Genomic DNA, 25,904 nt, shown 5'->3' with positions numbered 1-25,904 from the left:
TTGCGCCGCCGGTCGCCGCTCAACTGAACTGGGACCGAGGGCGCAAGCCACACTTCTGCGCGAGGAACGTCGGTGGCTGACCGGTTCGACGTCATCGAGGCGGGCCAGGGCGGGCGTCGCCGCTGGGCCGGCCTGGCGGTGCTGCTCGTGGTCGTGCTGGTGCCCGTGATCGGGCTGATCGCCAGCCGGGAGCCGCCGCCTGCCCCGCCGCCGCCGCCGGCCCCTCAGGCGATCAAATCGCTGACCAGGGCCGACAGCCCGCCCAACCTCCTGCAGGTCACGCCGAGGACCAAGGGCGGCGAGCAGGTCATCGCGGTGGTCTTCCCCGACGGGCGGCGGGCCACCGTGCGTTACCCGGCCGAGCTGGACCTCGCGGGCATGGGCGTGCGGCCGTACCAGGGGATGTGGGTGGACGGGATCTTCCGGCAACTCCTGGCCCCGGCCAACGGCGAGATCGAGATCACCAGGGGCGGCCAGCCGATCAGGAGCTACGCGCCGAACGTCACCCTCTGGCCGCAGCCGGCCGGCAGCGGCGGGCGCGGGCAGGTGCTGCTGTTCGCGTTCGGCAAGTGGCGGCTGGCCATGTACGACTCCCAGGAGGGGCTGACCTTCGACCAGCGGCTCGCCGTGGCGCGGCGGCTGCGGGGCAAGGTGACCAAGGCCGGCTACCTGGTGCTGTCGGGCGGCGGGCCGGTGCGGCTGGCGCGGCCGGGGGAGAAGGTGCAGGGCGCGCCGGCCGGGCCGCAGCTCTGGTTCGGCGGCACGGCGCGGACGATGGTCGCGCTCGTGCCCACGCCCGGCTGCGGCAAGGACAGTGCGATCCCCTACACGATCACCGGGCGCGGCCGGCCGGCCCAGGCGGTGTGCCGGGGGGACGTGCAGGTCGCGGTCACCGGCCCCGACTCCTTCCGGCGCCGCGCGATCCACGGGATCAAGGTGACGGTCGAGGACTGAGCCGGGCGGGTTTTGTAGGGTGCGGCCATGTTCGCCGTAACCGCCACACAGACCGACCCCGACAACCCACTCGCCGGCCTCACGCTCGGGGAGCACCCCGAGCCGAAGACGCCGGACGGCTGGACGACCGTCACGGTACGGGCGGCCGCGCTCAACCACCACGACCTGTGGACGCTGAAGGGCGTCGGCATCCGCCAGGACCGGCTGCCGATCGTGCTCGGCTGCGACGCCGCCGGCGTGGACGAGGACGGCAACGACGTCATCGTGCACGCCGTGATCGGCTCGGGCGCGGACGAGACGCTCGACCCGAGACGCTCGCTGCTGTCGGAGACCTACGACGGCACGTTCGCCGAGCGGGTGGCCGTGCCGCGCCGCAACCTCGTGCCCAAGCCGGCCGCGCTCAGCTTCGAGCAGGCCGCGTGCCTGCCGACGGCCTGGCTGACCGCCTACCGCATGTTGTTCGACAAGGCCGGGCTCCAGCCCGGTTCGACCGTCCTGGTGCAGGGCGCGGGCGGCGGCGTCGCCACCGCGCTCATCGCCCTCGGCCGGGCGGGCGGCTACCGGGTCTGGGCGACCAGCCGCTCGGAGGCCAAGCGCGAGCGGGCCCGCGAGCTGGGCGCCGACCAGGTCTTCGAGACCGGCGCGCGGCTGCCCGAGCGGGTGGACGCGGTGATGGAGACCGTCGGCCAGGCCACCTGGGACCACTCGCTGAAGTCGCTGAAGCCGGGCGGGCGCATCGTCGTCAGCGGCGCGACCAGCGGGGCCGTGCCGCCCGCCGACCTCAACCGGGTCTTCTTCCTGCAGCTCTCGGTGGTCGGCTCGACCATGGGGACGCGCGACCAGCTCCAGCGGCTGGCGGTGTTCCTGGAGCAGACAGGCGTGCGGCCGCTGATCGACCGCACGCTGCCGCTGGCCGAGGCCAGGGACGGCTTCGCCGCCATGGCGGAGGGCGAGCTCTTCGGGAAGGTCGTCTTCACCGCCTGAAATAAGTGACGGGTTACTCCCGCGCCTCCTGGGTGATACAAAAAAAGTAAAGTTGTATCACCCAGGAGGCCCGATCATGGACGTAGAGCCCTTCGGCCCGGGTTCGATGCACTGGGACACCGCGGGCGAATATCGCAACCTGCTGGTGGCCGGGAGCGCCCTGGTCCTGCAGACCATGCATCCGGCGGTCGGCGCGGCCGTCGCCGAGCACTCCACGTACAGGTCGGACCCGTGGGGGCGGCTCACCCGCACGCTCGCCTCCGTGCAGACCTGGGTCTACGGCGGCGCGGCCGGCCCCGCCGAGGGGCAGCGGCTCAGGGAGATCCACCGCCCGATCAGCGGCGTGGACGAGCGGGGCCGGGCCTACCACGCGCTCAACGGCGAGGCGTGGGCCTGGGTGCACCTGACGCTGTTCGAGCGGTTCGTCACGCTCAGCCGCTGTTTCGGCACCCCGCTCACCGGCGACGCCCAGCGGCGGCTGTACGAGGAGTCGCGGCAGCTCGGCCGCATCCTGCGGGTGCCGGAACGGGAGATGCCCGAGGACCTCGACGCGTACTGGCACTACCTCGACCGCATGGTCGCCGAGCGGCTGGAGCCGCATCCGACGGCGCTGGACGTGCTGGCCGCCGTCCGCGGCACGCCCGTGCCGCCGGGGCTGCCGGCGCCCCTGCGCCGGTTATGGCCGCCGGTGGGGGCGGGCGCGGGGGAGTTCAGCCACTTCCTCACCGTCGGCACCCTGCCGGCCGCCGTACGCGACAAGCTGGGACTGCGCTGGACGGCCAGGGAGGAGCGGCGGCTGCGCCGGGTCGGGCACGCGGTCGCGGTGCTCACGCCGCGGCTGCCGGAGCGGCTGCGGTACATGCCGATCGCCTATCGCGCGCGGCGGGCGGCCCGCGCGACGTCGCGCCTGGAGGACTGCCTGCGCACGGCGTGAGGGGTGCCGATCGGCCTGGGGCTCGTAGGTCGATCGAGGCGCGGGGTGGCCGTACGGGGTGGCGGTCAGCAGGTGACGTGGCTGTCCCGGGGTGGCGGTCAGCGTTCGAGGATGTCGCGGACGGAGCGGGCGGCGTCGTCCAGGGCCGTGCGCAGGTCGGTCAGCTTCTCGCGGGTCAGGCGGGCGCGCGAGGCCTCCTCCCGCGCCTCGGCGACGAAGTCGGCCAGCAGCTCGCCCAGCTCGGCGTCCAGTTCGGCGCGGTTCGGCGGGGCGCCGCCGAGCGTGGCCCAGATCTCGGTCCACATCCGGCGCCATTCCCTGGTCAGCCGCTCGCTCTCGCCCTGCCACTGGTGGGCGTGCTGCTGCCACTGCCGCTGCTGCTCCTCCTTCAGCCGCCGGAACTCCTCCTTCTGCCGCCGGCCGAAGCCCGCCGGGTCCTCGCGGCCGGTGGTGCGGGCGTCCTTGGCGATGCGGGTCAGCTCGTCGCGCAGCGACTTGACCGTCTCGCGCACGTCCTCCTTGACCTCGCGGGCGATGTCGCGGACGGAGGCGGAGATCTCCTCCTCCAGGTCGTCGAGCTCGTCGAGGCGGGCGTTCAGCTCCTCGCGGCCCTTGTCGGTGATCGAGAAGACCTTCTTGCCGTCGGCCACCTCGTGGGTGACCAGGCCCTCCTCCTCCAGCCGGGCCAGCCGGGGGTAGATGGTGCCGGGGGAGGGCGAGTAGACGCCGAGGAAGCGGTCCTGGAGCAGGCGGATCACCTCGTAGCCGTGCCGCGGGCTCTCCTCCAGCAGCTTGAGCAGGTACAGCCGGAGCCGGCCGTGACCGAAGACAGGGCTCATTCCTTCTCCCCCTTGAGCAGCGCGACCTCGCCGGAGACCGTGGTCGCCGACAGCGAGGCCATGCCGCCGCCGAGCCGCCCCGACATGGTCTTCATGCCCGGGCTGTTCGTGGCGGACAGTTCGTCGAACGTGCTGATCAGCCGCCCGGACGTGGACCGGACGGTGACGTCCGCGTCCGCGTTCTCCGGGAGCCTGACCAGCATGTCACCGGAGACGCTGGCGAGCGTCACATATCCGGTGGGCCGCAGCGCCAGGTCGGCGGTGACGCGGCCGGAGACCGTGTTGGCCTTGAGCCGGCGCGGCGTGCCGTCGGCCACGGTGAGGTCGCCCGACACGCTCTTGAACGACAGGTCGCCCTCCATGGCCCGGCTCTCGACGGCCCCGGAGACGGTGTCGGCCGTCACCTCGCCGCTCACCCCGTCCAGGACGATCTCCGCGGACACGCTCTTGACCCGCGTGAACCGCTCGAACCCGGCGACCACCGTCGGCGCCGACACGACGCCGGCCGAGACCCGGCACGTCTTGGGGACGGTGATGGACAGCACGGTCCTGCGCCGGTCGCGGCGCAGCCAGCCGAGCAGGCCGTCCCAGGTGAGGTCCTTGTAGGCGATCGTGAGCGATCTCGCGTCCTCGTCGTAGACGACGACGAGCGGCGAGGCCGACTCGATCTCCGACACCTCCAGCGTCGGCGGGCCCTCGCTGGCGAGCACCGCCAGCCGGCCCGCGACTATGCGCACGTCGAGCGACTCCACGAGACCGAAGGTCAGCTGCTCCGGCGCCTCGATCGTCCACTGTTGCATGCTTCCGCCCTCCCGGCGACACGTCTCTTCGAGTAACACGATATGTCGCGTTGGGCGGAAACTCAAGATGTATCGCGTTTGTCGCGGCGGCGGCCTACTCGTCGTCCTCGTCGTCGAGCCGGGCCAGCCACGTGGCCAGCCGCTCGACCGGCACCTCGAACTCGGGGTTGAGGTCCACGAACTCGCGCAGGCGCTCGCCCAGCCAGAGCAGACTGACCTCCTCCTCGCCGCGCCGCTCGACCAGCTCCTCGATCCCCCGATCGGTGAAGTACATGGCTCTCTCACTCTCGATGAAAACGGCAGGTGCCGGCGGCCCGGAAGGGCCGCCGGCACCGCGCGCGATCTGACCGGATCAGGCGAACACCTGGTGGAGGATCTCCTCCAGCTCGGTGTCGTGCGCGTTGTGCGAGCCCGAGGCCGGCGAGCTGTTGGGCGTGCGCGACACCCGGCGCACCGGCCGGCCGCCCAGCGTCTGCGGGTCCTCGGCCAGCTTGAGCGTCAGGTAGGGCCACGGGCCCATGTTGACCGGCTCGTCCTGCGCCCACACCAGCTCCGCCTGGCCGCCGTAGCGGCCCAGCTCGGCCGCCAGCTCCTCGGCCGGGAACGGGTAGAGGCGCTCCAGCCGGACCAGCGCGACGTCGTCGCGGCCCAGCTTGTCGCGCTGCGCCAGCAGCTCGTAGTAGAGCTTGCCGGAGCACATCACGACCCTGGTGACCTTCGCCGGGTCGACGGCCGTGTCGCCGAGGACCGGCTGGAAGGTGCCCGAGGTGAAGTCGGACGCCTTCGACGTGGCCGCCTTGTGCCGCAGCAGCCACTTCGGCGTGAAGACCACCAGCGGCTTGCGCCGCTGCGACTCCACCTGCCAGCGCAGCAGGTGGAAGTAGTTGGCCGGGGTGGTGGGCTGGGCGACGGTCATGTTGTCGAGCGCGCAGACCTGGAGGAAGCGCTCGATGCGGGCCGAGGAGTGGTCGGGGCCCTGCCCCTCGAAGCCGTGCGGCAGCAGCAGCGTGACCGAGGACTTCTGGCCCCACTTCTGCTCGCCGGACGAGATGAACTCGTCGATGATCGTCTGGGCGCCGTTGACGAAGTCGCCGAACTGCGCCTCCCAGCACACCAGGGCGTCGGGGCGCACGACGCTGTAGCCGTACTCGAAGCCGAGCGCCGCGAACTCGCTCAGCAGCGAGTCGTAGACGTAGAACTTCGTGGTGCCCTCGTTGAACGTCTTCAGCGGCGTGTGGTCGGCCCCGGTCATGCGGTCGACCAGCACCGCGTGCCGCTGGGTGAACGTGCCGCGCCGGGAGTCCTGGCCGACCAGGCGCACCGGGTGGCCGTCGAGCAGCAGCGAGCCGAAGGCCAGCGTCTCGCCCATCGCCCAGTCGATGGCGTCCTGCTCGACCATCTGGCCGCGGCGCTGCAGCACGGGCGCGAGCCGCGGGTGCGGCGTGAAGCCCTCGGGCAGGTTGAGCTGGGTGTCGACGATGCGCTTGAGCGTCTCGTGGGTGATCGCCGTCGGGGTGTCGTCGTGGGACCACTTGACGACCTCGGTGGGCGGCACCCGCATCGCGGCCGCCTCCTGCGGCTTCTTCGCCGCCTCGCGGACCTCGGTGAACGCCTGCTCCAGCTTGGCCTGGTAGTCGCGCAGCGCCGACTCGGCCTCCTCGACCGTGATGTCGCCGCGGCCGATCAGGGCCTCGGTGTAGAGCTTGCGGGTCGAGCGCTTGGCGTCGATGAGGTCGTACATGAGCGGCTGGGTGAAGGCCGGGTTGTCGCCCTCGTTGTGGCCGCGGCGGCGGTAGCAGATGAGGTCGATGACGACGTCCTTGCGGAACGCCTGGCGGTACTCGTAGGCGAGCTGGCCCACGCGGACCACGGCCTCGGGGTCGTCGCCGTTGACGTGGAAGATCGGCGCCTGGATCATCCGCGCCACGTCGGTGGCGTACACCGACGAGCGGGACGAGGCGGGCGAGGTGGTGAAGCCCACCTGGTTGTTGACCACCACGTGCACGGTGCCGCCGGTGCGGTAGCCGCGCAGCTGCGACAGGTTGAGCGTCTCGGCCACGACGCCCTGGCCGGCGAAGGCCGCGTCGCCGTGGACCAGCACCGGCAGGACGGTGAAGCCCTCCTCGCCGCGCTCGATGAGGTCCTGCTTGGCGCGCACGACGCCCTCCAGGACCGGGTCGACGGCCTCCAGGTGGGAGGGGTTGGCGACCACGGAGGCGGTGATGGTGCGGCCGCTCGGCGCGGTGAACGTGCCCGTCGCGCCCAGGTGGTACTTGACGTCGCCCGAGCCGTGCGCGGTGCGCGGGTCGATGTTGCCCTCGAACTCGCCGAAGATCTGGGCGTAGGACTTGCCCACGATGTTGGCCAGCACGTTGAGCCGGCCGCGGTGCGCCATGCCGATGACGACCTCGTCGAGGCCCTCGTCGGCGGCGTCGCTGAGCACCGAGTCGAGCAGCGGGATCAGGGACTCGCCGCCCTCCAGCGAGAAGCGCTTCTGGCCGACGAACTTCGTCTGCAGGAACGTCTCGAACGCCTCGGCGGTGTTGAGCCGGGACAGGATGTTGAGCTGCTCGTCGCGCTCGGGCGAGGCGTGCGGCTTCTCCACCCGCGCCTGGATCCAGGCCCGCTCCTCGGGGTTCTGGATGTGCATGTACTCGATGCCGACCGTGCGGCAGTAGGAGTCGCGCAGCACGCCGAGGATGTCGCGCAGCTTCATCAGCGGCTTGCCGCCGAAGCCGCCGGTCGCGAACTCGCGCTCGAGGTCCCACAGCGTCAGGCCGTGCGACTGGATGTCGAGGTCGGGGTGCTTGCGCTGCTTGTACTCCAGCGGGTCGGTCTCGGCCATGAGGTGGCCGCGCACGCGGTAGGCGTGGATGAGCTCGATCACGCGGGCGGACTTGGCCACGTCGTCGTCGTGGGTGGCTGAGATGTCCTGGACCCAGCGCACCGGCTCGTACGGGATGCGCAGCGCCTCGAAGATCTCGTCGTAGAAGCCGTCCTCGCCGAGCAGCAGCCGGTGGATCTGGCGCAGGAAGTCGCCCGACTGGGCGCCCTGGATGATCCGGTGGTCGTAGGTGCTGGTCAGCGTCATGACCTTGGAGACGGCCAGCCGCGACAGGGTCTCGGGGGAGGCCCCCTGGTATTCGGCCGGGTATTCCATCGCGCCGACGCCGATGATGGTGCCCTGGCCGGGCATCAGGCGCGGGACGGAGTGCACGGTGCCGATGGTGCCCGGGTTGGTCAGCGAGATCGTGGTGCCGGCGAAGTCGTCGACGCCGAGCTTGCCGGCGCGCGCCTTGCGCACGACGTCCTCGTACGCCATCCAGAACTGCCGGAAGTCCATCTCCTCGGCGCCCTTGATCGAGGGCACGAGGAGCTGGCGCTCGCCGTTGCTCTTCTGGACGTCGATGGCCAGTCCGAAGCCCACGTGCTCCGGCTTGATCAGCGTCGGCTTGCCGTCGACCTCCGCGTAGGAGTAGTTCATCTCCGGCATGGCCTTCAGCGCCTTGACGATCGCGTAGCCGATCAGGTGCGTGAAGGAGACCTTGCCGCCGCGGCCCCGCTTGAGGTGATTGTTGATCACGATGCGGTTGTCGATGAGCAGCTTGGCCGGGATGGCGCGCACGCTGGTCGCGGTCGGGACCGACAGCGACAGGTCCATGTTGGCCGCGGTGCGGGCCGCGGCGCCGCGCAGCCTGACCTCCTCGGCGTCCTTGGGCACCGGGGTGGCCGGCTGCTTCGGCCTCTCGGCCGTGGCGGCCGCCTTCGGCGCCGCTGGGGCCGCCGCCGGTGGCTTGGCAGGAGAGGGAGCGGTCGCAGTGCCGTTCGCCGCCTCCCTGACCGGGGTTCGGCCCGGCCCGTAATCAGGGTTGTAGTCAGCGAAGAAGTTCCACCAGGCCTTGTCCACCGACTCGGGATCCTGGAGGTACTTCTGGTACAGCTCGTCGACAAGCCATTCGTTCTGACCAAAGCTTGCCAGCGGGTTTGTCCGCGACGACTCAGACGACACGGCGGAAATCGCCCTCTTCCGCAGATCGGCGTTGATGTTAGAGAACCTGTCCAAGGCTACTCGCCCGAACTGGCAGCACGTGCCGAAGAACGCGCGCCGCCTCGAACGATCCTCTCAGGACCGTGCAAAGAGGTCACGCCCCCCCTGCCAATCCGGGTGGTGCCAGGGATTGTTACTGTTTGGTATCAACGTCGGGGGAAGAGGTTTACTTCCGCGGGGACAGCAGCCGCGTGGCGATCCTGACCCCCGGCGACAGCTCGGCGAGCAGATCGGCCAGCTCCTCGCCCGCCTCCTTCAGCTCCTCCAGCGTCATCGGCTCCAGCCGCTCCAGCAGGAAGATCGCGTTGGTGGTCTCCTCGGTGAGCCGGGTGCGGGCCACCTGGCGCCAGTTCCAGCGGCGGCAGGTCACGCCGAGGTCGTCGCGCCAGATCACCTCGCCGGGCTCGGGCGTGCCGAGCGCCTCCTCCGACGCCTCGTCGCCGGTCGCGCGCACCAGGCGGGCCGGCCCGCGGTAGCGGTCGAGGTCCTCGCCGCCGATCGGCAGCGCGTGCTTGACGCTCACCGAGTTGTAGGCGTCGACCGCCCGGTTGATCTCCGGCAGCGGCATCCGCCGCGTGAGGGCGTCGACCGAGGGCCGGGTGCGCTGCGGTTTGGCGCCGAACGCGCGGTAGGCGTCCTTCCACGCGTCGATCCTGGCGGGCTGCGGCCCGGCCTCGGCGGCCGCCGCCAGCCAGGCGCGGGCCCGGTCGTCGGTGGGGCCGTTGCTCAGCCCGTGCGCGGTCATGACCAGCACGGCGAAGTCGGGCCGCAGCTCGTGAACGGCGTCGTCCACCCAGATGTCGTCAAGCATCCCGCCAGTCTACGAGCGCCGGCAGACCGCAAAATTCACTTTGCAAAATTGGCTTTGCGGTTTACGGTGGAGCCGTGGAGGAGCAGTACAGGATCAGTGACCCGCGGGTGCTCAAGGCCGTCGCCCACCCGCTCCGCGTGCGCCTGCTCGGCCTGCTGCGCATGGACGGCCCCGCGACGGCCAGCGAGCTGGCCCGCAAGGTGGGCGAGAGCTCCGGCTCGACCAGCTACCACCTGCGCGAGCTGTTCAAGTTCGGCTTCGTCGAGGAGGACGACGAGCAGCGCGACGGCCGCGAGCGCCGCTGGCGCTCCCGCCACCGCTACACCTCGTGGAACGCCGCCGAGATGGCCGCGACACCGGAGGGCCGCGAGGCCGTGCACATCATGCACCTGCGCCAGATCGAGCTGGTCGGCCGCGTGCTGGAGCGCTTCGACCTCGACGAGTGGCCGCGCGAGTGGGTGGACGTCGCCGGCATGAGCGACCACCTCCGCACACTGCCCCCGGCCGCGCTGCGCGAGTTCCACGAAGGCGCCGCCCGGCTGCTCGACGAGCTCACCGACCGCTACCAGGGGCACCCCGACGCCAGGACGGTCCACGTCTGGCTCGGGGCCGCCCCGCGACCGGAGGACCTGTGACCGCCCGCTCGGCCTTACGCCGCTACATGCTCGTCTGCTTCCTGACCTGGCTGCCGCTCGGCCTGATGATGTCCTCCCAGGTCCTGCTCATGACCGAGCGGGGGCTCGGGCTGGCCGAGATCGGCCTGGCGACGACCGTCTTCTCGGTCGTCACCGCGAGCCTGGAGCTGCCCACCGGCGGGCTCGCCGACGTCCTGGGACGGCGGGTGGTGCTGGCCGCCTCCGCCGCGTTCCTCGCCGCCGGCCTCGCGCTGACGGCCGTGGTGACGACGTTCTGGGCGTTCGCGGTGGTCAGCGTGCTCAAGGGCGTGGCCCGGGCGCTGTCCAGCGGCCCGGCCGCCTCCTGGTACGTCGACACCCTGCACCGCGTGGAGGGCCACGACGCCGACCTCAAGCCGGGCCTGGCCAGGGGCGGCGCCATGGAGTCCGTCTCGCTCGGCGTCGGCGTGCTGGCCGGCGGCGTGCTGCCGCTGGTCGTGCCGCCGGAGCTGATGCTCCCGCTGGCCGCCCCGACCCTGGTGGGCGCGGTCGCGGCGGCCCTGCTCCTGGTCGTGGTCCTGCTGGCGCTGCCCGAGCCGCCGCGCGGGCGCGCGTCCCTGACGGGCGTGCTGCGCGGGGTGCCCGCCACCGTCGCCGGACGAGGGCGGCGCGGCCGGCGGCGCGCTGCTGCGCCGGCTGATGCTCGCCGCCGCGTGCTCAGGAGCGCTGCTGATGACCATCGAGCTGCTGACCCCCGGCCGGCTGGCCGAGCTGGCCGGCTCGCCCGAGCAGGGCGGCTTCGCCTATGCGGTCGTCGCGGCGCTCGGCTTCGCCGGCAGCGCGACGGGCAGCGCGCTCGCGCCCGCGTCGCCCGGCTGGCGCACCTCGGCCAGGGCGCGATCGCGGGCGCGGCGCTGGCCGCGCTCTCGGTCGGCGCCCTGGCCGCCACGGCCGGGCTCGGCGGCACGGCCGGGCTGGTCAGCGCGGGGGCCGCCTACGTGGCGCTGTTCGCCGGCCTGTCCGTGACCTCGCTGCTGGCCCTGGAGCTGATCCACAACGCGGTCACCGCCGCCGAGCGCACCACCGTGACCTCGATCTCCTCGCTGTCCATGCAGTCGGGCGGCGTCCTCGCGAACCTGACGCTCGGCGTGCTGGCCGCCCAGGCGGGTCTCGCCGCCGCCTGGGGCGTGGCCGCCGCGGTCACGCTGGCCTCGGCGCTGCTGTTCGCGCGGATGCCGGTCGCTACCGGCTCCAGTCGAGTTCCGGCCCCACCGGCACGATGCGGCTCGGGTTGAGGTTCGTCTGGGTCATGTAGTAGTGGCGCTTGATGTGGTCGAAGTCGGTGGTCTCGCCGAAGGCCGGGACGGCGTACAGGCGGCGGGCGTAGGCCCACAGCGCCGGGTAGTCGCTCAGCCGCCGCACCATGCACTTGAAGTGCGCGTAGTAGACCGCGTCGAACCTGACCAGCGTCGTGTAGAGGCGCACGTCGCTGTCGGTGAGGACGTCGAACAGGAACTCCGACTCGGCGAGGCGCACCTCCAGGCGGTCGAGGGTGGTGAAGACCCGCGCCACCGCCTCCTCGTACGCCTGCTGGCCCTTGGCGAAGCCCGCCTCGTAGACGGCGTTGTTGAGCCCGTGGTAGAGGCGGTCGTTCATGATGTCGATGTCGGGGCGCAGCCGCTCGGGATAGAGGTTCGGCGAGGTGCCCCACGACATCTCCAGATCCAGGGTGATCTGCGGGAAGTCGTTGGTGACGATACGTTTGTCCTGGGTGTCCCATATGCACGGGACGGTGTAGCGGCCGGTGTAGCCGGGGTCGGTGGCGTGGTACAGCTCCGACAGGTACTCGGGGTCCCCGCCGGGGACGCGCCAGCCTCTCTCGTCCCTGATGGGGTCGACGATCGTGACGTCCAGCAGGCTCTCCAGGCCCAACAGCCGCCTGACGATCAGCACCCGCTGCGCCCATGGGCAGGCGTAGGAGGCGTAGAGGCGGTAGCGGCCGGGTTCGGGCGGGCCGAGGCGGTCGGTGAACCGGTTGGGCTGCCGGACGAAGCGGCCATCGTCTGAGATCTCGCGGCTCAGCTTCATGGTCCTAGTAGAACATGATTCGGATCCGGAACCTCGCTCGGGCACAATCTAGGCCATGGCGAAATTCGTGGTGACCCCTGCCAGCGAGGCGCAGCGGGAGGCGTGGGTGGGCGGGGCGATGCCCGAGGTCGAACGGGTCCGTCCCGGTCTGTGGTCCATCCCCGTGCCGATCCCGATCAACCCCCTGCGGTACGTGCTGGTCTACGCCCTGGAGCTGCCCGACGGCGTGGCGATCGTGGACGCGGGCTGGAACACCGACGAGGCGTTCGAGGGGCTGTGCGCGGGCCTGCGCGTCGCCGGCTACGAGATCACCGACGTCAGGGCCGTGCTCGTCACCCACCTCCACCCCGACCACTACGGCCTGGCCGGCCGCGTCCGTGAGGCGTCCGGCGCGTGGATCGCGCTGCACCCGGCCGACGCCGCGCTGCTGCGCGAGCGCTACGACGACGACGCCATCGACGGCCTGGTGCGGCGCGAGCGCGCGCTGCTGGCCCGCTGCGGCGTCCCCCAGCTCACCCTGGACGAGCTGGCCGGCGCGTCGATGATGATCCGGCACATGGTGTCCATGGCCCGCCCCGACCGGCTCGTCGAGGACGGCGACGACCTCGGCCTGCCCGGCTGGGACCTCCGCGCGCTCTGGACCCCGGGCCACTCGCCCGGCCACCTGTGCTTCGTCTCGCCCGAGCGGCGGCTGCTGTTCTCCGGCGACCACGTGCTGGCCAGGATCACCCCGATCGTGGCCGTGCACCCGCAGTCGCCCCCGAACCCGCTCGCCGACTACCTCGACGCGCTGGCCGCCGTGCGCAAGCTGGAGGTCGAGGAGGTGCTGCCCGCCCACGAGTACCGCTTCCTGGAGCTCGGCGAGCGGGTGGACCGGGTGATGGCGCACCACGAGGAGCGGCTGGCCGAGATCGAGCGCGTGGTGGCCGCCCGCGACGGCGTGACCTGCTGGGACACCGCCACCCGGCTCACCTGGTCGCGGCCCTGGGAGTCGATCGCGCCGCACATGCGGCGCTCGGCCAACAACGAGACGCTGGCGCACCTGGTGTGGCTGGCCGACAAGGGCCGCTTACGCCGCGAGCCGGGCGAGCCGGACCTCTGGCACGCCGGCTGACGCTCAGCGGTCAGGACAGCCGCACCGCGCCGCGCGGCACGATGAGCGGCAGGTCGAGCAGCGTGCGGATGCCCGGCGGCGCGGCGCACACGGCCGGGATCGCGTTGACCGCGTGCACCGCGGCCGGCGCGAGCCCGTGCGAGACCTCCTGCACCGCGAGCGTCAGCCGCGGCACGCCCTGGATGTGCACGCTGAACCCGGGCTCGGCCCAGCGGGGGACCTGCGCGGCGTCGGCCTTGAAGACCACCTCGACGGTCATGAACGGCCGCCCGCGCGCCACCCCCGAGAACACCCACCGCGACCCGCACACCGTGCCCTTGCGCACGGTGCCCGCCGCGATCTCGAACTCGGTGGTGGCCAGCTCGAACTCGTCGCGCTCGTCCACGTCGTCCAGGCGCACGCCGAGCGCGTCGGCCACCATCTGCAGGCTCTCGCCGAACAGCGAGCGCTGGAAGGCCCGGTACGGCCGCACCCGCGCGGCGTACTCCTCGGCCGTGCGGGTGAAGCCCATCAGGTCGCGCACCACCTTGCGCGAGGGGTGCCCGCGCAGGTCGGAGCACTCCCGCACGTAGACGTGGTCGACGCGGTCGCAGAGCCCGCTGAGCGCCAGCGGCAGGAAGTCGCTCATGAACCCGGGGTTGATCCCGGTGCCGTGCAGCGTGGCGCCGCCCGCGGCGCAGGCCGCCTCCAGGCGCTCCACCACGCCGCGGCCGTAGCTCCTGGGGTAGACCAGGCCGGCCGTGGTGATGACGTTCTTGCCGGAGGCCAGCAGGGCGCAGATGTTCTCCACGTCGGCGGCGCGGTTGGGGCCGAAGTAGGCGGCGGGCAGCGGCATGTGCAGCACGACGTCGGCGTCCATGGCGAGCACGGCGGCCGGGTCGGAGGTGCAGGCCACGCCGGCGTGGGGCAGGCCGACCAGCTCGCCGGCGTCGCGGCCGGTCTTGGCCGGGTCGCGCACGAGGACTCCCGCGAGCTCCAGGCCGGGCCTGGTGAGCACGCTGTGCAACGCGAAGCGGCCCATGGCCCCGGTCGCCCACTGGATCACGCGGAAGGGCATGGACCACACTTAGCAGAATCCGCACCGTTCGATCACTATCCGCGACGATCAGTAACACTGGCCTCCTGGCGGGTTATGGTACTCGTACTAGAATGTTGTTCTCCTGCAATGGAGGTTCCATGCTTCGGTTCGATGACCGGGTCGCGATCGTCACAGGGGCCGGGCACGGCCTCGGCAGGTCGCACGCGCTCCTGCTGGCCGAGCGGGGCGCCAAGGTCGTGGTGAACGACCTCGGGGGCGCGCTCGACGGCACGGGGGCCTCCGCGGGCCCGGCCGCGGAGGTGGCCGACCTCATCAACGGCAACGGCGGCCAGGCCATCGCCAACGCCGGGAACGTCGCCACGCCCGAGGGCGCCCGCGCCGTCGTGGACGCGGCCGTGGACGCCTTCGGCAAGGTCGACATCGTCATCAACAACGCGGGCATCCTGCGGGACAAGTCGTTCGGCAAGATGACGGTCGAGGAGTTCGACGCGGTCATGGCCGTGCACGTGCGCGGCTCGTTCCTGGTCAGCCTCGCCGCCTACCCGATCATGAAGGCGGCCGGCTACGGGCGCGTGGTCAACACCTCCAGCCCGGCCGGCCTGTTCGGCAACTTCGGCCAGGCCAACTACTCCACGGCCAAGATGGGCCTGGTCGGGCTCACCAAGACGCTCGGCATCGAGGGCGCGCGCAACGGCATCAGGGCCAACGCCATCGCGCCGGTCGCCTGGACCCGCATGACCGAGGCGCTGCTGCCGGCCGAGTTCGAGGCCAAGTTCACGCCGGAGCGGGTGAGCGCGCTGGTGGCGTACCTGGTGCACGACTCGTGCGAGGTCAGCGGCGAGGTGTTCACGGTCGGCGCGGGCCGCGTGGCGCGGGTGTTCGTGGCCGAGGGGCCGGGCTGGAAGACCGACGACATCACGCCCGAGGCCATCGCCGAGAACTGGGAGTCGATCATGGCCGAGCAGCCGTACGTGCTGTCGGCGGGCGACTCGATGAAGGCCATGCTCTAGCGGCTCGCCGCGTACCCGGAAGCCGGTCCTCCCCGGAGGGCCGGCTTCCTCTTTTATGCCGATAAAGCGTGCTTTGTTCGATCTTCGGCGGAAGTCGGCCAAGTTTGGGCGATTCTCACTCTTGATTTGCTGCATCGGTGATCTTATTGTCGGCGGCATGACCCCCCAGCCGGGCTCCGCCGGCGACGTGCTGACGCTCATCAGCGCCGGCTCGGCGACCACCCGCTCCGATCTCGCCAGGCTCACCGGCCTGGCCAGGTCCACGATCTCCCAGCGCGTGGACGCGCTCATCGAGCGCGGCCTGGTCGAGGAGAGCGAGAGCGGCGAGTCCACCGGCGGCCGGCCGCCGCGCCAGCTCCGGCTGCACACCGAGGACCACGCCTTCGCCGGCGTGGACCTGGGGGCCACGCACTGCCGCGTCGCGCTCATGGACATCTCCGGCAAGGTGCTCGCCGAGTGCGAGGACCCCCTGCTCATCGGCGAGGGCCCGGAGAACGTGCTCGGGCACGTGGACCAGCGGCTCGACCGGCTGCTCGGGGAGGCCGGGCGGGCGCGGTCCATGCTCCGCGCGGTCGGCATCGGGGTGCCGGGGCCGGTGGAGTTCGCCACCGGGCGGCCGAACAACCCGCCGATCATGCCGGGCTGGAACGACTACCCGATCCCCGAGTACTTCGGCGGCGTCAGCGTGCTCGTCGACAACGACGTCAACGTGATGGCGCTGGGCGAGCACCGCCACTCCTACCAGGGCACCGACCACCTGCTGTTCGTCAAGGTCGGCACCGGAATCGGCTGCGGCATCGTGGCCGACGGCAAGCTGCACCGCGGCGCCCAGGGCTCGGCCGGCGACATCGGCCACATCCGGGTCAGCGGGCACGACGACGCCGGCTGCCGCTGCGGCAACAGCGCCTGCCTGGAGGCCGTGGCGGGCGGCGCCGCGCTGGCCCGCCGCCTCGCCGAGATGGGCCTGCCGGCCGAGACCGGCGCCGACGTGGTGGCGCTCGTGCAGGCGGGCGACACCCAGGCGCTGCGCCTGGTCAGGGAGGCGGGCCGGCACATCGGGGAGGTGCTGGCCGGCCTGGTCAACTTCTTCAACCCGCAGGTCATCGTCATCGGCGGCGCGCTGTCGCGGGTGCACGAGCATCTGCTGGCCGGCATCAGGGAGACGGTCTACCGCCGCTCGCTGCCGCTGGCCACCCACCACCTGTCCATCACGCCCAGCCACACCGGCATCAACGCCGCCGTGCTCGGCGCGGGCCTGCTCGCCATCGAGCACTACCTGTCACCCGACAACATCAACCGCATCGTCAACGCTTAAGGACCACTCGATGCTGGTCATGAAGGGCATCGTCAAGCAGTTCCCCGGAGTGCGCGCGCTGGACGGCGTCGACCTCGACGTCCGGGCCGGCGAGGTGCACTGCCTGCTCGGCCAGAACGGCGCGGGCAAGTCGACCCTGATCAAGGTGCTGGCCGGCGCGCACCAGCCGGACGAGGGCACCATCGTCTTCAACGGCGAGCAGGTGCGCCCGAGCAGCCCCATCGACGCCATCAGGCTCGGCTTCGCCACCATCTACCAGGAGCTCGACCTGGTGGACGGGCTCAGCGTGGCCGAGAACGTCTTCCTCGGCCACGAGCACGCCCGCTTCGGCTTCGTCAACCGCGCGGCCGCCAACCGGGCCGCCCGCGACGTGCTGGAACGCCTCGGCCACCCCGAGATCCGCCCGTCGGCCGAGGTCGGCAGGCTCTCGCCGGCGGCCAAGCAGGTCGTGTCGATGGCGCGGGCGCTCTCCCACGACGCCCGCCTCATCATCATGGACGAGCCCAGCGCCGCCCTCGCCCACGACGAGGTCGCCAACCTCTTCAGGATCATCCGCGAGCTGACCGCCCAGGGCGTCGCGGTGGTCTACATCTCCCACCGCCTGGAGGAGATCCGCGAGATCGGCGACCGGGTCACCGTGCTGAAGGACGGCCGCACGGTCGCCGTCGGCCTGCCCGCCCGCGACACGCCCACCAGCCAGATCGTCTCGCTCATGACCGGCCGCAACGTCGAGTACGTCTTCCCGCCGCGCGGCGGGCGCGAGCCCGGCGAGGAGGTGCTGCGCGTGGAGGACCTCAGCGCGCCGGGCGTCTTCTCCGGCGTGTCGTTCTCGGTCCGGGCGGGGGAGATCGTCGGGCTGGCCGGGCTCGTCGGCTCGGGCCGCTCGGAGATCCTGGAGGCCGTCTACGGCGCCCGCCGCGCCACCGGCCGGGTGCTGCTCGACGGGCAGCCGGTGCGCCGCGGCGTGGTCGGCACCGTGCGGCGCGGCATGGGCCTCGCCCCCGAGGAGCGCAAGGCCCAGGCCCTGCTGCTCGACCAGAGCGTCACCGCCAACATCACGCTCGGCAGCCTGCCGGGTTTCGCCCGTTTCGGCTGGCTGGACCGCCGGCGCGAGCGGGCCGAGGCCCAGCGGCTGACGGAGCTGCTGGACATCCGCCCGCCCGACCCGGAACGCCCGATCCGCACCCTGTCGGGCGGCAACCAGCAGAAGGCGGTGCTGGCCCGCTGGCTGCTCGGCGGGCGCAGGCTGCTCCTGCTCGACGAGCCCACCCGCGGCGTGGACGTGGGCGCCCGCGCCGAGCTGTACGCCGTCATCCACGACCTGGCCGAGCGCGGCATCGGCGTGCTGCTGGTCTCCAGCGAGGTGCCCGAGGTGCTGGGCCTGGCCGACCGGGTGCTGGTGCTGCGCGAGGGGTCGGTCATCCACGAGGGCGAGGCCGCCGGGCTCGACGAGCACCGCGTACTGGACATGATCATGAATGGGAGGGCGGCCTGATGAGCGAGCCCACGACGGACCATCGGGTCACGGGGGCGGCGGCGCTCGCGCCGGCGCGCCGTCTCGGCGAGATGCGCCACCTCGGCCTGCTGGCGGCGCTGGCGATCCTGGTGGTGGTCGGCCTGGTGACCAGGCCGGAGAACTTCCCGACCGCCTCCAACCTGGTCAGCATCCTGTCGCTGGCGGCCACGATCGGCGTGATCACGGTCGGCGCGACGTTCGTCATCATCGGCGGCGGCATCGACCTGTCGGTGGGCGCGGTCATGGCGCTGGCCTCGGTGTGGGCGACGACGCTGGCCACGCAGTCGTTCGGGCCGTGGGTCATGGCCCTGTGCGCGATCCTCGTCGGCACCGGGGCCGGGCTGGTCAACGGGCTGCTGATCGCCTACGGGCGGCTGGTGCCGTTCATCGCCACGCTCGCCATGCTCGTGGCCGCGCGCGGCCTGGCGCAGCGCATGTCCGACCGCAGGACGCAGCTCATCCAGCCGGACAACGCGGCCCTGGTGGACCTGTCGACCACCCGCGTGCTCGGGATCCCGCTGCTGGTCTACATCTTCGCCCTGGTCGTTGTGCTCGGGTGGGTGGTGCTCAACCGCACGACGTTCGGGCGGCGGACGTACGCGGTGGGCGGCAACCCCGAGGCGGCCCGCCTGGCCGGCATCGACGTGCGCCGCCACACGATGCTGCTCTACGCGCTGTCCGGGCTGTGCTGCGGCGTCGCCGCCATCCTCATCATGGCGCGGACCACGACCGGTTCGTCCACGCACGGCGACCTGTACGAGCTGGACGCCATCGCCGCCGTCATCATCGGCGGCACGCTGCTCACCGGGGGCCGGGGCACGATCGTGGGCTCGATCCTGGGCCTGCTGATCTTCACCCTCATCACCAACCTGTTCATCCTCAACGGCCTCGACACCAGCGACCAGCTGATCGCGAAGGGCCTGATCATCGTCGTCGCCGTCCTTCTCCAGCGGCGGAACCTGAAGGAGAGAGCACCATGAGTGAGAACGTCGCGCGCAGGGGATTCCTCGTCGGCGGTCTCGGCGGGGCAGCGCTGCTGGCCGCCGGATGCACCAGCAACGAGCCCGCGGCCGCGCCCAGCAGCCAGGCCGCGGCCCCCGCCCCCGCCGCGAGCGGCAACGACCAGCCCGGCACCAAGGTGACGATCGGCTTCTCCGCGCCGGCGGCCGACCACGGCTGGATCGCCGCCATCGCCAAGAACGCCGAGGCCGCCGCCAAGCAGTACTCCGACGTCGACTTCAAGCCGGTCGAGCCGACCAACGACATCAACCAGCAGATCTCGGCGGTGGAGTCGCTGATCGCGCAGAAGGTGAACGCGCTGGTCATCCTGCCCAACGACGGCCAGCAGCTCAACCAGGTCGCGTCGCAGGCCACCGCGGCGGGCATCCCGGTGATCAACCTGGACCGCGTCTTCCCCGACAAGCTGGCCTACCGCACCTGGATCGGCGGCGACAACTACGGCATGGGCGTCGCGGCCGGCCACTTCATCGGCAAGCAGCTCAAGGACAAGGGCGTCAGCGACCCGGTGATCGTCGAGATCCAGGGCATCGCCACGCTGCCGCTCACCCAGGACCGCAGCAAGGGCTTCGCCGACGCGCTGAAGACGTACGGGTTCAGCGTGACGGCCAAGCAGGACGCCAAGTTCACCGTCGAGACCGGCAACCAGGTGGCCACCTCGCTGCTGCAGGCCCACAAGAAGATCGACGCCATGTGGAACCACGACGACGACCAGGGCGTGGGCGTGCTCGCCGCGATCAAGGAGGCGAGCCGCGACGAGTTCATCATGGTCGGCGGCGCGGGCTCGCTGAACGCGATGAAGGAGATCCAGTCGGGCACGTCGGTGCTGAAGGCGACCGTCACCTACAGCCCCACCATGGCGTCCTCGGCGATCAAGCTGGCGCGCCTGATCGCTCAGGGCAAGGGCATGAGCGACCTTGTGGAGAACCAGGTGCCGCAGTCGATCACCCTCGCCTCTGAGACCATCACGAAGGATAACGTCGACAAGTACCTGGCACTCGGCTTCGAATCCTGATCGGGGGTTGCATGTCAGACAAGACCACCATCGGCGTGGGCATGGTCGGATACGCCTTCATGGGCCGTGTCCACTCCCAGGCCTGGCGGAGCGTGGGAGCCTTCTTCGACCTGCCGCTGGCACCGCGCATGGCGGTGCTGTCCGGCCGGTCGAAGGAGCGCACCGAGGCGGCCGCCGCCCAGCTCGGCTGGGACGCCGTCGAGACCGACTGGCGCGAGCTGGTCCGGCGTGACGACGTGCAGATCGTCGACATCTGCACGCCGGGCGACTCCCACGCCGAGATCGCCGTGGCCGCGCTCGCCGCCGGCAAGCACGTCATCTGCGAGAAGCCGCTGGCCAACACCGTCGCCGAGGCCGAGGCGATGGTGCGGGCCGCGGCGGCCGCGCCGCCCGGGGTCAAGAGCATGGTGGCCTTCAACTACCGGCGGGTGCCCGCGATCGCGCTGGCCGCCGGATGCACCAGCAACGAGCCCGCGGCCGCGCCCAGCAGCCAGGCCGCGGCCCCCGCCCCCGCCGCGAGCGGCAACGACCAGCCCGGCACCAAGGTGACGATCGGCTTCTCCGCGCCGGCGGCCGACCACGGCTGGATCGCCGCCATCGCCAAGAACGCCGAGGCCGCCGCCAAGCAGTACTCCGACGTCGACTTCAAGCCGGTCGAGCCGACCAACGACATCAACCAGCAGATCTCGGCGGTGGAGTCGCTGATCGCGCAGAAGGTGAACGCGCTGGTCATCCTGCCCAACGACGGCCAGCAGCTCAACCAGGTCGCGTCGCAGGCCACCGCGGCGGGCATCCCGGTGATCAACCTGGACCGCGTCTTCCCCGACAAGCTGGCCTACCGCACCTGGATCGGCGGCGACAACTACGGCATGGGCGTCGCGGCCGGCCACTTCATCGGCAAGCAGCTCAAGGACAAGGGCGTCAGCGACCCGGTGATCGTCGAGATCCAGGGCATCGCCACGCTGCCGCTCACCCAGGACCGCAGCAAGGGCTTCGCCGACGCGCTGAAGACGTACGGGTTCAGCGTGACGGCCAAGCAGGACGCCAAGTTCACCGTCGAGACCGGCAACCAGGTGGCCACCTCGCTGCTGCAGGCCCACAAGAAGATCGACGCCATGTGGAACCACGACGACGACCAGGGCGTGGGCGTGCTCGCCGCGATCAAGGAGGCGAGCCGCGACGAGTTCATCATGGTCGGCGGCGCGGGCTCGCTGAACGCGATGAAGGAGATCCAGTCGGGCACGTCGGTGCTGAAGGCGACCGTCACCTACAGCCCCACCATGGCGTCCTCGGCGATCAAGCTGGCGCGCCTGATCGCTCAGGGCAAGGGCATGAGCGACCTTGTGGAGAACCAGGTGCCGCAGTCGATCACCCTCGCCTCTGAGACCATCACGAAGGATAACGTCGACAAGTACCTGGCACTCGGCTTCGAATCCTGATCGGGGGTTGCATGTCAGACAAGACCACCATCGGCGTGGGCATGGTCGGATACGCCTTCATGGGCCGTGTCCACTCCCAGGCCTGGCGGAGCGTGGGAGCCTTCTTCGACCTGCCGCTGGCACCGCGCATGGCGGTGCTGTCCGGCCGGTCGAAGGAGCGCACCGAGGCGGCCGCCGCCCAGCTCGGCTGGGACGCCGTCGAGACCGACTGGCGCGAGCTGGTCCGGCGTGACGACGTGCAGATCGTCGACATCTGCACGCCGGGCGACTCCCACGCCGAGATCGCCGTGGCCGCGCTCGCCGCCGGCAAGCACGTCATCTGCGAGAAGCCGCTGGCCAACACCGTCGCCGAGGCCGAGGCGATGGTGCGGGCCGCGGCGGCCGCGCCGCCCGGGGTCAAGAGCATGGTGGCCTTCAACTACCGGCGGGTGCCCGCGATCGCGCTGGCCCGCCGGTACGTCGAGGAGGGCCGGCTCGGCGAGATCCGGCACGTGCGGGCGCAGTACCTGCAGGACTGGATCGTCGATCCTGAGTTCCCGCTGGTGTGGCGGCTGCAGAAGGACAAGGCGGGCGCCGGCGCGCTCGGCGACATCGGCTCGCACATCGTCGACGCCGCCGAGTTCATCACCGGCCAGCACGTCGTCGGCGTCTCCGGGCTCACCGAGACCTTCATCAAGCAGCGGCCGCTGGCGGGCGAGTCGGCCGGGCTCGGCGCCGCGCGCGCCGAGTCCACGGGCGAGGTCACGGTCGACGACGCCGCGCTGTTCATCGGGCGCATGTCGGGCGGGGCGCTCGCCTCGTTCGAGGCCACCCGGTTCGCCACCGGCCGCAAGAACGCCATGCGCATCGAGATCAACGGCCAGCTCGGCAGCCTCGCCTTCGACTTCGAGGCGATGAACGAGCTGTGGCTCTGCCAGGGCGGCGGCGGCTTCGAGCGCATCCTGGTGACCGAGCCCGACCACCCCTACGCCGGCGCGTGGTGGCCGCCCGGCCACGGCCTCGGCTACGAGCACACCTTCACCCACGAGATCAAGGACTTCCTGGAGGCCGTCGCGACCGGCGCCGACCCCGTGCCGTCGTTCGCCGACGGGCTGCGGGTGCAGCGGGTGCTGGAGGCGGTCGAGCGCAGCGCGGCCGACGGCGGCCGGTACACGAACGTGGAGGATTGATTCGATGACGCGACCAGTCACCCTGTTCACGGGGCAGTGGGCGGACCTGCCGTTCGAGGAGGTGTGCCGGCTGGCGGCCGAGTGGGGCTACGACGGGCTGGAGATCGCCTGCTCGGGCGACCACTTCGACGTCGCGCAGGCCGTCGCCGACCCGTCGTACGTGGAGCAGAAGCGCGCCCAGCTCGACAAGCACGGCCTGAAGGTCTGGACGATCTCCAACCACCTGGTCGGCCAGGCCGTCTGCGACCACCCGATCGACGACCGGCACAAGGGCATCCTGCCGGCCCGCATCTGGGGCAGCGGCGACCCCGAGTCGGTGCGCCGGGCGGCGGCCGAGGAGATGAAGGACACCGCGCGGGCCGCCGCGGCGCTCGGCGTCGACACCGTCGTGGGCTTCACCGGCTCGTCCATCTGGCACACGGTCGCGATGTTCCCGCCCGTGCCCGCCTCGGTGATCGACGCCGGCTACCAGGACTTCGCCGACCGGTGGAACCCCATCCTGGACGTCTTCGACGAGGTCGGCGTGCGGTTCGCGCACGAGGTGCACCCGAGCGAGATCGCCTACGACTACTACACCACGGTCCGGGCGCTGGAGGCGGTCGGCAACCGGCCGGCGTTCGGGCTCAACTGGGACCCGTCGCACATGGTGTGGCAGGACCTCGACCCGGTGAACTTCATCCTCGACTTCAAGGACCGCATCTACCACGTCGACTGCAAGGACACCCGGATGCGGGTCGGCGACGGCCGGCGCGGCCGGCTGTCGTCCCACCTGGCCTGGGCCGACATGCGGCGCGGCTGGGACTTCGTCTCGACCGGGCGCGGCGACGTGCCGTGGGAGGACTGCTTCCGGGCGCTCAACGCGATCGGCTACGACGGCCCGATCTCCATCGAGTGGGAGGACGCCGGCATGGACCGGCTGGACGGGGCGCGGGAGGCGCTGGGCTACATCCGCAAGCTCAACTCCATCACCCCGCCCGCCACGGCCTTCGACGCGGCCTTCTCCACGGAGTGACCCGCCCGTCCGGCCGCCGGGGCGCGTCGCCGCCCCGGCGGCCGGCGGTGCCGCTCACCCGCCGTGCAGCAGGTCCTCCAGGTCCTCGTACGCGTCGCCGTTCCTGGTGTGCTCCCAGTCGTGGTCGAAGCCCTTGTCCAGGTCGTGGTCGAAGTGGCCCCACTTCCAGTGGTCCCAGTACTGGGCGAGGCCCCAGGCGACGACGTCCCAGGGCACGGCGTCGTGCGGGTCGTGGTAGCCGGCGGCTCTGGCCTGCGCGGGCGCGGCGAGGGCCGGAGCCGACAGCAGGGCCGTGGCCCCGGCGGCGGCGGCCAGCATGAGTGCGAAGCGGCGCATCGCACCTTCCTTTCTGTGCTGAGGTTGTCACCACCTGTAGCAGCACGAAAGGGTCCATGCCGGACGCCTCGCCGAGGCATGGGGATACGGTCGTCAGTCCATCAGCACGATCTGACGCAGCACCTCGCCGCCGCGCAGGGCCGCCACGGCGTCGTTGAGGTCGGCGAGCCGGATGCGGGAGCTGATCATCGAGTCGAGGTCCAGCTTGCCGGCCTGGTACAGCTTGGCGAAGTAGGGGAAGTCGTGCCGCACGTCGGACTCCCCGTACAGGCTGGAGCGCAGGTTCTTGCCCTCGAACAGCAGGCTGAACGCCGAGATCGTCCACATGTCGTCCATGGCGCCCGCGCCGACCACGACGACCTCGCCGCCGCGCCGGGTGATCTGCCAGGCGCTCTGGATGGTGGCCGCCTTGCCCACCACCTCGAAGCCGTAGTCGAAGCCGGCGCCGCCGGTCAGCTCGTTGACCGCGTCGGGGATCTGCTCGGGCGTCACCGCGTGCGTGGCGCCCACCTTCCTGGCCAGCTCGTGCTTGGAGGCGAGCGGGTCGACCGCGAGGATCGTCCGGGCGCCGGAGACGCGGGCGCCCTGGATGACCGACAGGCCGACGCCGCCGCAGCCGATCACCGCGACCGTGGAGCCGGGACGCACCTTGGCGGTGTTGAGCGCGGCGCCGACGCCCGTGGTGATGCCGCAGCCGATGAGGGCCGCCGCCTCCCAAGACACCTCCGGGTCGATCTTGATCGCCCCCGCCGCGGGCACGATGATCTCCTCCGCCCAGGTGCCGCAGCCCGCCATCCCGAACGCCGTCGTGTCGCCGCCCAGCCGGAACCGGCCGTTGCTGAACGACTCCATCAGGTACTTGGTGCACAGGTACGGCTGGCCGCCCAGGCACAGGTCACAGGCGTGGCAGGCGGGCGACCAGTTGATGACCACGTGGTCGCCGGGCGCGACGGACTCGACGTGCTCGCCGACCTCCACCACTTCGCCCGCGCCCTCGTGGCCGGGGACGAGCGGCACCGGCATGGGCAGCACCCCGGACATGGCCGACAGGTCCGAGTGGCACACGCCGGTCGCCTTGATCCGCACCCGCACCTCGCCCGGGCCCATGGGCGCGAGCGTGACGTCGTCGCGGATCTCCAGCTTGTCGTTGCCTACTGCGGTCAGGATTGCGGCGCGCATGTGGCGTTCCTCCTCGGCGGTGGACCTACTCCTCGATGGAGAGGGCGGCTTTCGGGCACGACCGGACCGCGTGGCGGACGCGGTCGTGCAGCTCGGGGGGTGGTTCGGGAAGCAGGATGTGGAGCTGGTCGTCGTCGTCGACCTCGAAGACCTCCGGCGCGAGCCCCATGCACACGGCGTTGGCCTCGCAGACCAGCTCGTCCACCTTGACTCTCATGACAGCCTCCTGTGGTCCCATGAGACCACTTTGGTGCGCTCGACGACGTACGCGATCCGCTTGCGCCCGGTCTGCTCGACGTACGGGAGCAGGAGCTCGTCCGGCACGCCGGGGGTCATGCGGCGGGCGACCGTGAGGCCGATGGCCATGATCCGGTCCCGGTCGGTGACCTGCTCGGCCTTGCCGTACAGCAGGACGCCGCGGAGCTCGCCGTAGTCGTCGCCGGTCTCGACGAGGCAGCTCACGCGGGGGTCGCGGGCCAGGTTGCGGGCCTTCTGCGCCTTGGCGTAGGTCCAGAACGCGATGCGTCCCGCGTCCAGGCCGTAGAACATCGTCACCAGGTGCGGCGTGCCGTCCGGGTTGATCGTCGCGAGCTGCAGCTTGCGGGAGGCCTCCAGGAAGGCGGCCACGTCGTCGTCGGACATCGCGATGCGGGCGCGCTGGTTCACGTGCC

At 71.5% G+C, this 25,904-nt stretch carries 25 protein-coding genes; 14 read left to right on the top strand and 11 right to left on the bottom strand.

The genetic code is table 11. From position 1 onward, the window contains the following. Positions 1-72: 72 nt before the first annotated feature. From MF672_RS03740 to MF672_RS03730, 3 genes are all read left to right on the top strand, one after another. Complete coding sequence (locus tag MF672_RS03740; RefSeq protein WP_242375928.1) at positions 73-954, top strand: hypothetical protein; 882 nt, start codon at positions 73-75, stop codon at positions 952-954. A 27-nt stretch (positions 955-981) separates the two neighbouring features. Continuing rightward, entirely contained in the window at positions 982-1,938 is a 957-nt protein-coding gene (locus tag MF672_RS03735; RefSeq protein ID WP_242375927.1) for a zinc-binding dehydrogenase, read from the top strand. A gap of 76 nt (positions 1,939-2,014) precedes the next feature. Continuing rightward, positions 2,015-2,872, top strand: a complete 858-nt coding sequence (locus tag MF672_RS03730; protein WP_242375926.1) for an oxygenase MpaB family protein — start codon at positions 2,015-2,017, stop codon at positions 2,870-2,872. Between the two features lie 98 nt (positions 2,873-2,970). On the opposite strand, the gene MF672_RS03725 is transcribed toward MF672_RS03730, so the two are convergent. The 5 genes from MF672_RS03725 to MF672_RS03705 all read right to left on the bottom strand — a co-directional run bounded on the left by MF672_RS03725 (position 2,971) and on the right by MF672_RS03705 (position 9,370). Beyond that, positions 2,971-3,711 carry a PadR family transcriptional regulator gene (locus tag MF672_RS03725; protein ID WP_242375925.1) on the bottom strand — a complete coding sequence of 247 codons (741 nt, stop codon included), beginning with the start codon at positions 3,709-3,711 and terminating at the stop codon, positions 2,971-2,973. Then, the gene (locus MF672_RS03720) at positions 3,708-4,511 is read right to left on the bottom strand and encodes a DUF4097 family beta strand repeat-containing protein (RefSeq protein WP_242375924.1); all 804 of its coding nucleotides are present in this window, start codon (positions 4,509-4,511) and stop codon (positions 3,708-3,710) included. The genes MF672_RS03725 and MF672_RS03720 overlap by 4 nt, the downstream gene beginning before the upstream one ends. Positions 4,512-4,605: 94 nt before the next feature. Beyond that, positions 4,606-4,785 carry a DUF6104 family protein gene (locus MF672_RS03715; protein ID WP_242375923.1) on the bottom strand — a complete coding sequence of 60 codons (180 nt, stop codon included), beginning with the start codon at positions 4,783-4,785 and terminating at the stop codon, positions 4,606-4,608. A gap of 78 nt (positions 4,786-4,863) precedes the next feature. Then, on the bottom strand, positions 4,864-8,520 hold the full coding sequence (locus MF672_RS03710; protein WP_242375922.1) for a multifunctional oxoglutarate decarboxylase/oxoglutarate dehydrogenase thiamine pyrophosphate-binding subunit/dihydrolipoyllysine-residue succinyltransferase subunit: 3,657 nt from the start codon (positions 8,518-8,520) through the stop codon (positions 4,864-4,866). 205 nt (positions 8,521-8,725) lie between these two features. Next, a complete protein-coding gene (locus MF672_RS03705; protein ID WP_242375921.1) occupies positions 8,726-9,370 on the bottom strand; it encodes a B3/B4 domain-containing protein in 645 nt (214 codons plus the stop codon). 74 nt (positions 9,371-9,444) lie between these two features. On the opposite strand from MF672_RS03705, the gene MF672_RS03700 reads away from it, so the two are divergent. Together MF672_RS03700 and MF672_RS03695 are read left to right on the top strand one after the other, a co-directional pair. Next, positions 9,445-10,005 carry a winged helix-turn-helix domain-containing protein gene (locus MF672_RS03700; RefSeq protein WP_242375920.1) on the top strand — a complete coding sequence of 187 codons (561 nt, stop codon included), beginning with the start codon at positions 9,445-9,447 and terminating at the stop codon, positions 10,003-10,005. Beyond that, positions 10,002-11,279 (top strand): MFS transporter, encoded by a 1,278-nt coding sequence (locus MF672_RS03695; RefSeq protein ID WP_247815156.1) that lies wholly within the window; start codon positions 10,002-10,004, stop codon positions 11,277-11,279. The genes MF672_RS03700 and MF672_RS03695 overlap by 4 nt, the downstream gene beginning before the upstream one ends. Here the strand turns inward: MF672_RS03695 and MF672_RS03690 are convergent. Beyond that, a complete protein-coding gene (locus tag MF672_RS03690; RefSeq protein ID WP_242378430.1) occupies positions 11,227-12,072 on the bottom strand; it encodes a glutathione S-transferase family protein in 846 nt (281 codons plus the stop codon). The genes MF672_RS03695 and MF672_RS03690 overlap by 53 nt on opposite strands. A gap of 55 nt (positions 12,073-12,127) precedes the next feature. Between MF672_RS03690 and MF672_RS03685 the strand changes: the two genes are divergently transcribed. Beyond that, a complete protein-coding gene (locus MF672_RS03685; protein WP_242378433.1) occupies positions 12,128-13,186 on the top strand; it encodes an MBL fold metallo-hydrolase in 1,059 nt (352 codons plus the stop codon). 10 nt (positions 13,187-13,196) lie between these two features. On the opposite strand, the gene MF672_RS03680 is transcribed toward MF672_RS03685, so the two are convergent. Beyond that, positions 13,197-14,243, bottom strand: a complete 1,047-nt coding sequence (locus tag MF672_RS03680) for an NAD(P)H-dependent amine dehydrogenase family protein (protein ID WP_242378435.1) — start codon at positions 14,241-14,243, stop codon at positions 13,197-13,199. Positions 14,244-14,362: 119 nt separating this feature from the next. Here MF672_RS03680 and MF672_RS03675 point away from each other — a divergent pair, with 119 nt between their 5' ends. From MF672_RS03675 to MF672_RS03640, 8 genes are all read left to right on the top strand, one after another. After that, positions 14,363-15,235: an SDR family NAD(P)-dependent oxidoreductase gene (locus MF672_RS03675; protein ID WP_242378437.1), complete on the top strand. Its 873-nt coding sequence runs from the start codon at positions 14,363-14,365 to the stop codon at positions 15,233-15,235. 157 nt (positions 15,236-15,392) lie between these two features. Next, positions 15,393-16,550, top strand: a complete 1,158-nt coding sequence (locus tag MF672_RS03670; protein WP_242378440.1) for an ROK family transcriptional regulator — start codon at positions 15,393-15,395, stop codon at positions 16,548-16,550. A gap of 10 nt (positions 16,551-16,560) precedes the next feature. Further along, on the top strand, positions 16,561-18,045 hold the full coding sequence (locus MF672_RS03665) for a sugar ABC transporter ATP-binding protein (RefSeq protein ID WP_242378442.1): 1,485 nt from the start codon (positions 16,561-16,563) through the stop codon (positions 18,043-18,045). After that, entirely contained in the window at positions 18,045-19,046 is a 1,002-nt protein-coding gene (locus MF672_RS03660; RefSeq protein ID WP_242378444.1) for an ABC transporter permease, read from the top strand. Before MF672_RS03665 ends, MF672_RS03660 begins: the two co-directional genes overlap by 1 nt. Continuing rightward, entirely contained in the window at positions 19,043-20,098 is a 1,056-nt protein-coding gene (locus tag MF672_RS03655; protein ID WP_242378446.1) for a substrate-binding domain-containing protein, read from the top strand. The genes MF672_RS03660 and MF672_RS03655 overlap by 4 nt, the downstream gene beginning before the upstream one ends. Positions 20,099-20,109: 11 nt before the next feature. Then, positions 20,110-21,537 carry a substrate-binding domain-containing protein gene (locus MF672_RS03650; RefSeq protein ID WP_247815155.1) on the top strand — a complete coding sequence of 476 codons (1,428 nt, stop codon included), beginning with the start codon at positions 20,110-20,112 and terminating at the stop codon, positions 21,535-21,537. An 11-nt stretch (positions 21,538-21,548) separates the two neighbouring features. Further along, entirely contained in the window at positions 21,549-22,706 is a 1,158-nt protein-coding gene (locus tag MF672_RS03645) for a Gfo/Idh/MocA family protein (protein ID WP_242378448.1), read from the top strand. Between the two features lie 4 nt (positions 22,707-22,710). Continuing rightward, positions 22,711-23,718 (top strand): sugar phosphate isomerase/epimerase family protein, encoded by a 1,008-nt coding sequence (locus MF672_RS03640; RefSeq protein ID WP_242378451.1) that lies wholly within the window; start codon positions 22,711-22,713, stop codon positions 23,716-23,718. 54 nt (positions 23,719-23,772) lie between these two features. Here the strand turns inward: MF672_RS03640 and MF672_RS03635 are convergent, their stop codons facing one another. The 4 genes from MF672_RS03635 to MF672_RS03620 all read right to left on the bottom strand — a co-directional run bounded on the left by MF672_RS03635 (position 23,773) and on the right by MF672_RS03620 (position 25,899). Continuing rightward, on the bottom strand, positions 23,773-24,054 hold the full coding sequence (locus MF672_RS03635; protein WP_242378453.1) for a hypothetical protein: 282 nt from the start codon (positions 24,052-24,054) through the stop codon (positions 23,773-23,775). 93 nt (positions 24,055-24,147) lie between these two features. Beyond that, complete coding sequence (locus tag MF672_RS03630; RefSeq protein ID WP_242378456.1) at positions 24,148-25,233, bottom strand: zinc-binding dehydrogenase; 1,086 nt, start codon at positions 25,231-25,233, stop codon at positions 24,148-24,150. Between the two features lie 25 nt (positions 25,234-25,258). Continuing rightward, positions 25,259-25,450 carry a ferredoxin gene (locus tag MF672_RS03625; RefSeq protein WP_242378459.1) on the bottom strand — a complete coding sequence of 64 codons (192 nt, stop codon included), beginning with the start codon at positions 25,448-25,450 and terminating at the stop codon, positions 25,259-25,261. Beyond that, positions 25,447-25,899: a pyridoxamine 5'-phosphate oxidase family protein gene (locus MF672_RS03620; RefSeq protein WP_242378461.1), complete on the bottom strand. Its 453-nt coding sequence runs from the start codon at positions 25,897-25,899 to the stop codon at positions 25,447-25,449. The genes MF672_RS03625 and MF672_RS03620 overlap by 4 nt, the downstream gene beginning before the upstream one ends. Between the last annotated feature and the right edge of the window lie 5 nt (positions 25,900-25,904).

It is taken from the genome of Actinomadura luzonensis, assembly GCF_022664455.2.
Lineage (GTDB): Bacteria > Actinomycetota > Actinomycetes > Streptosporangiales > Streptosporangiaceae > Nonomuraea > Nonomuraea luzonensis.
The sequence above is the reverse complement of the archived record's forward strand: the minus strand, read 5'-3'. Positions and strand labels throughout refer to the sequence as shown.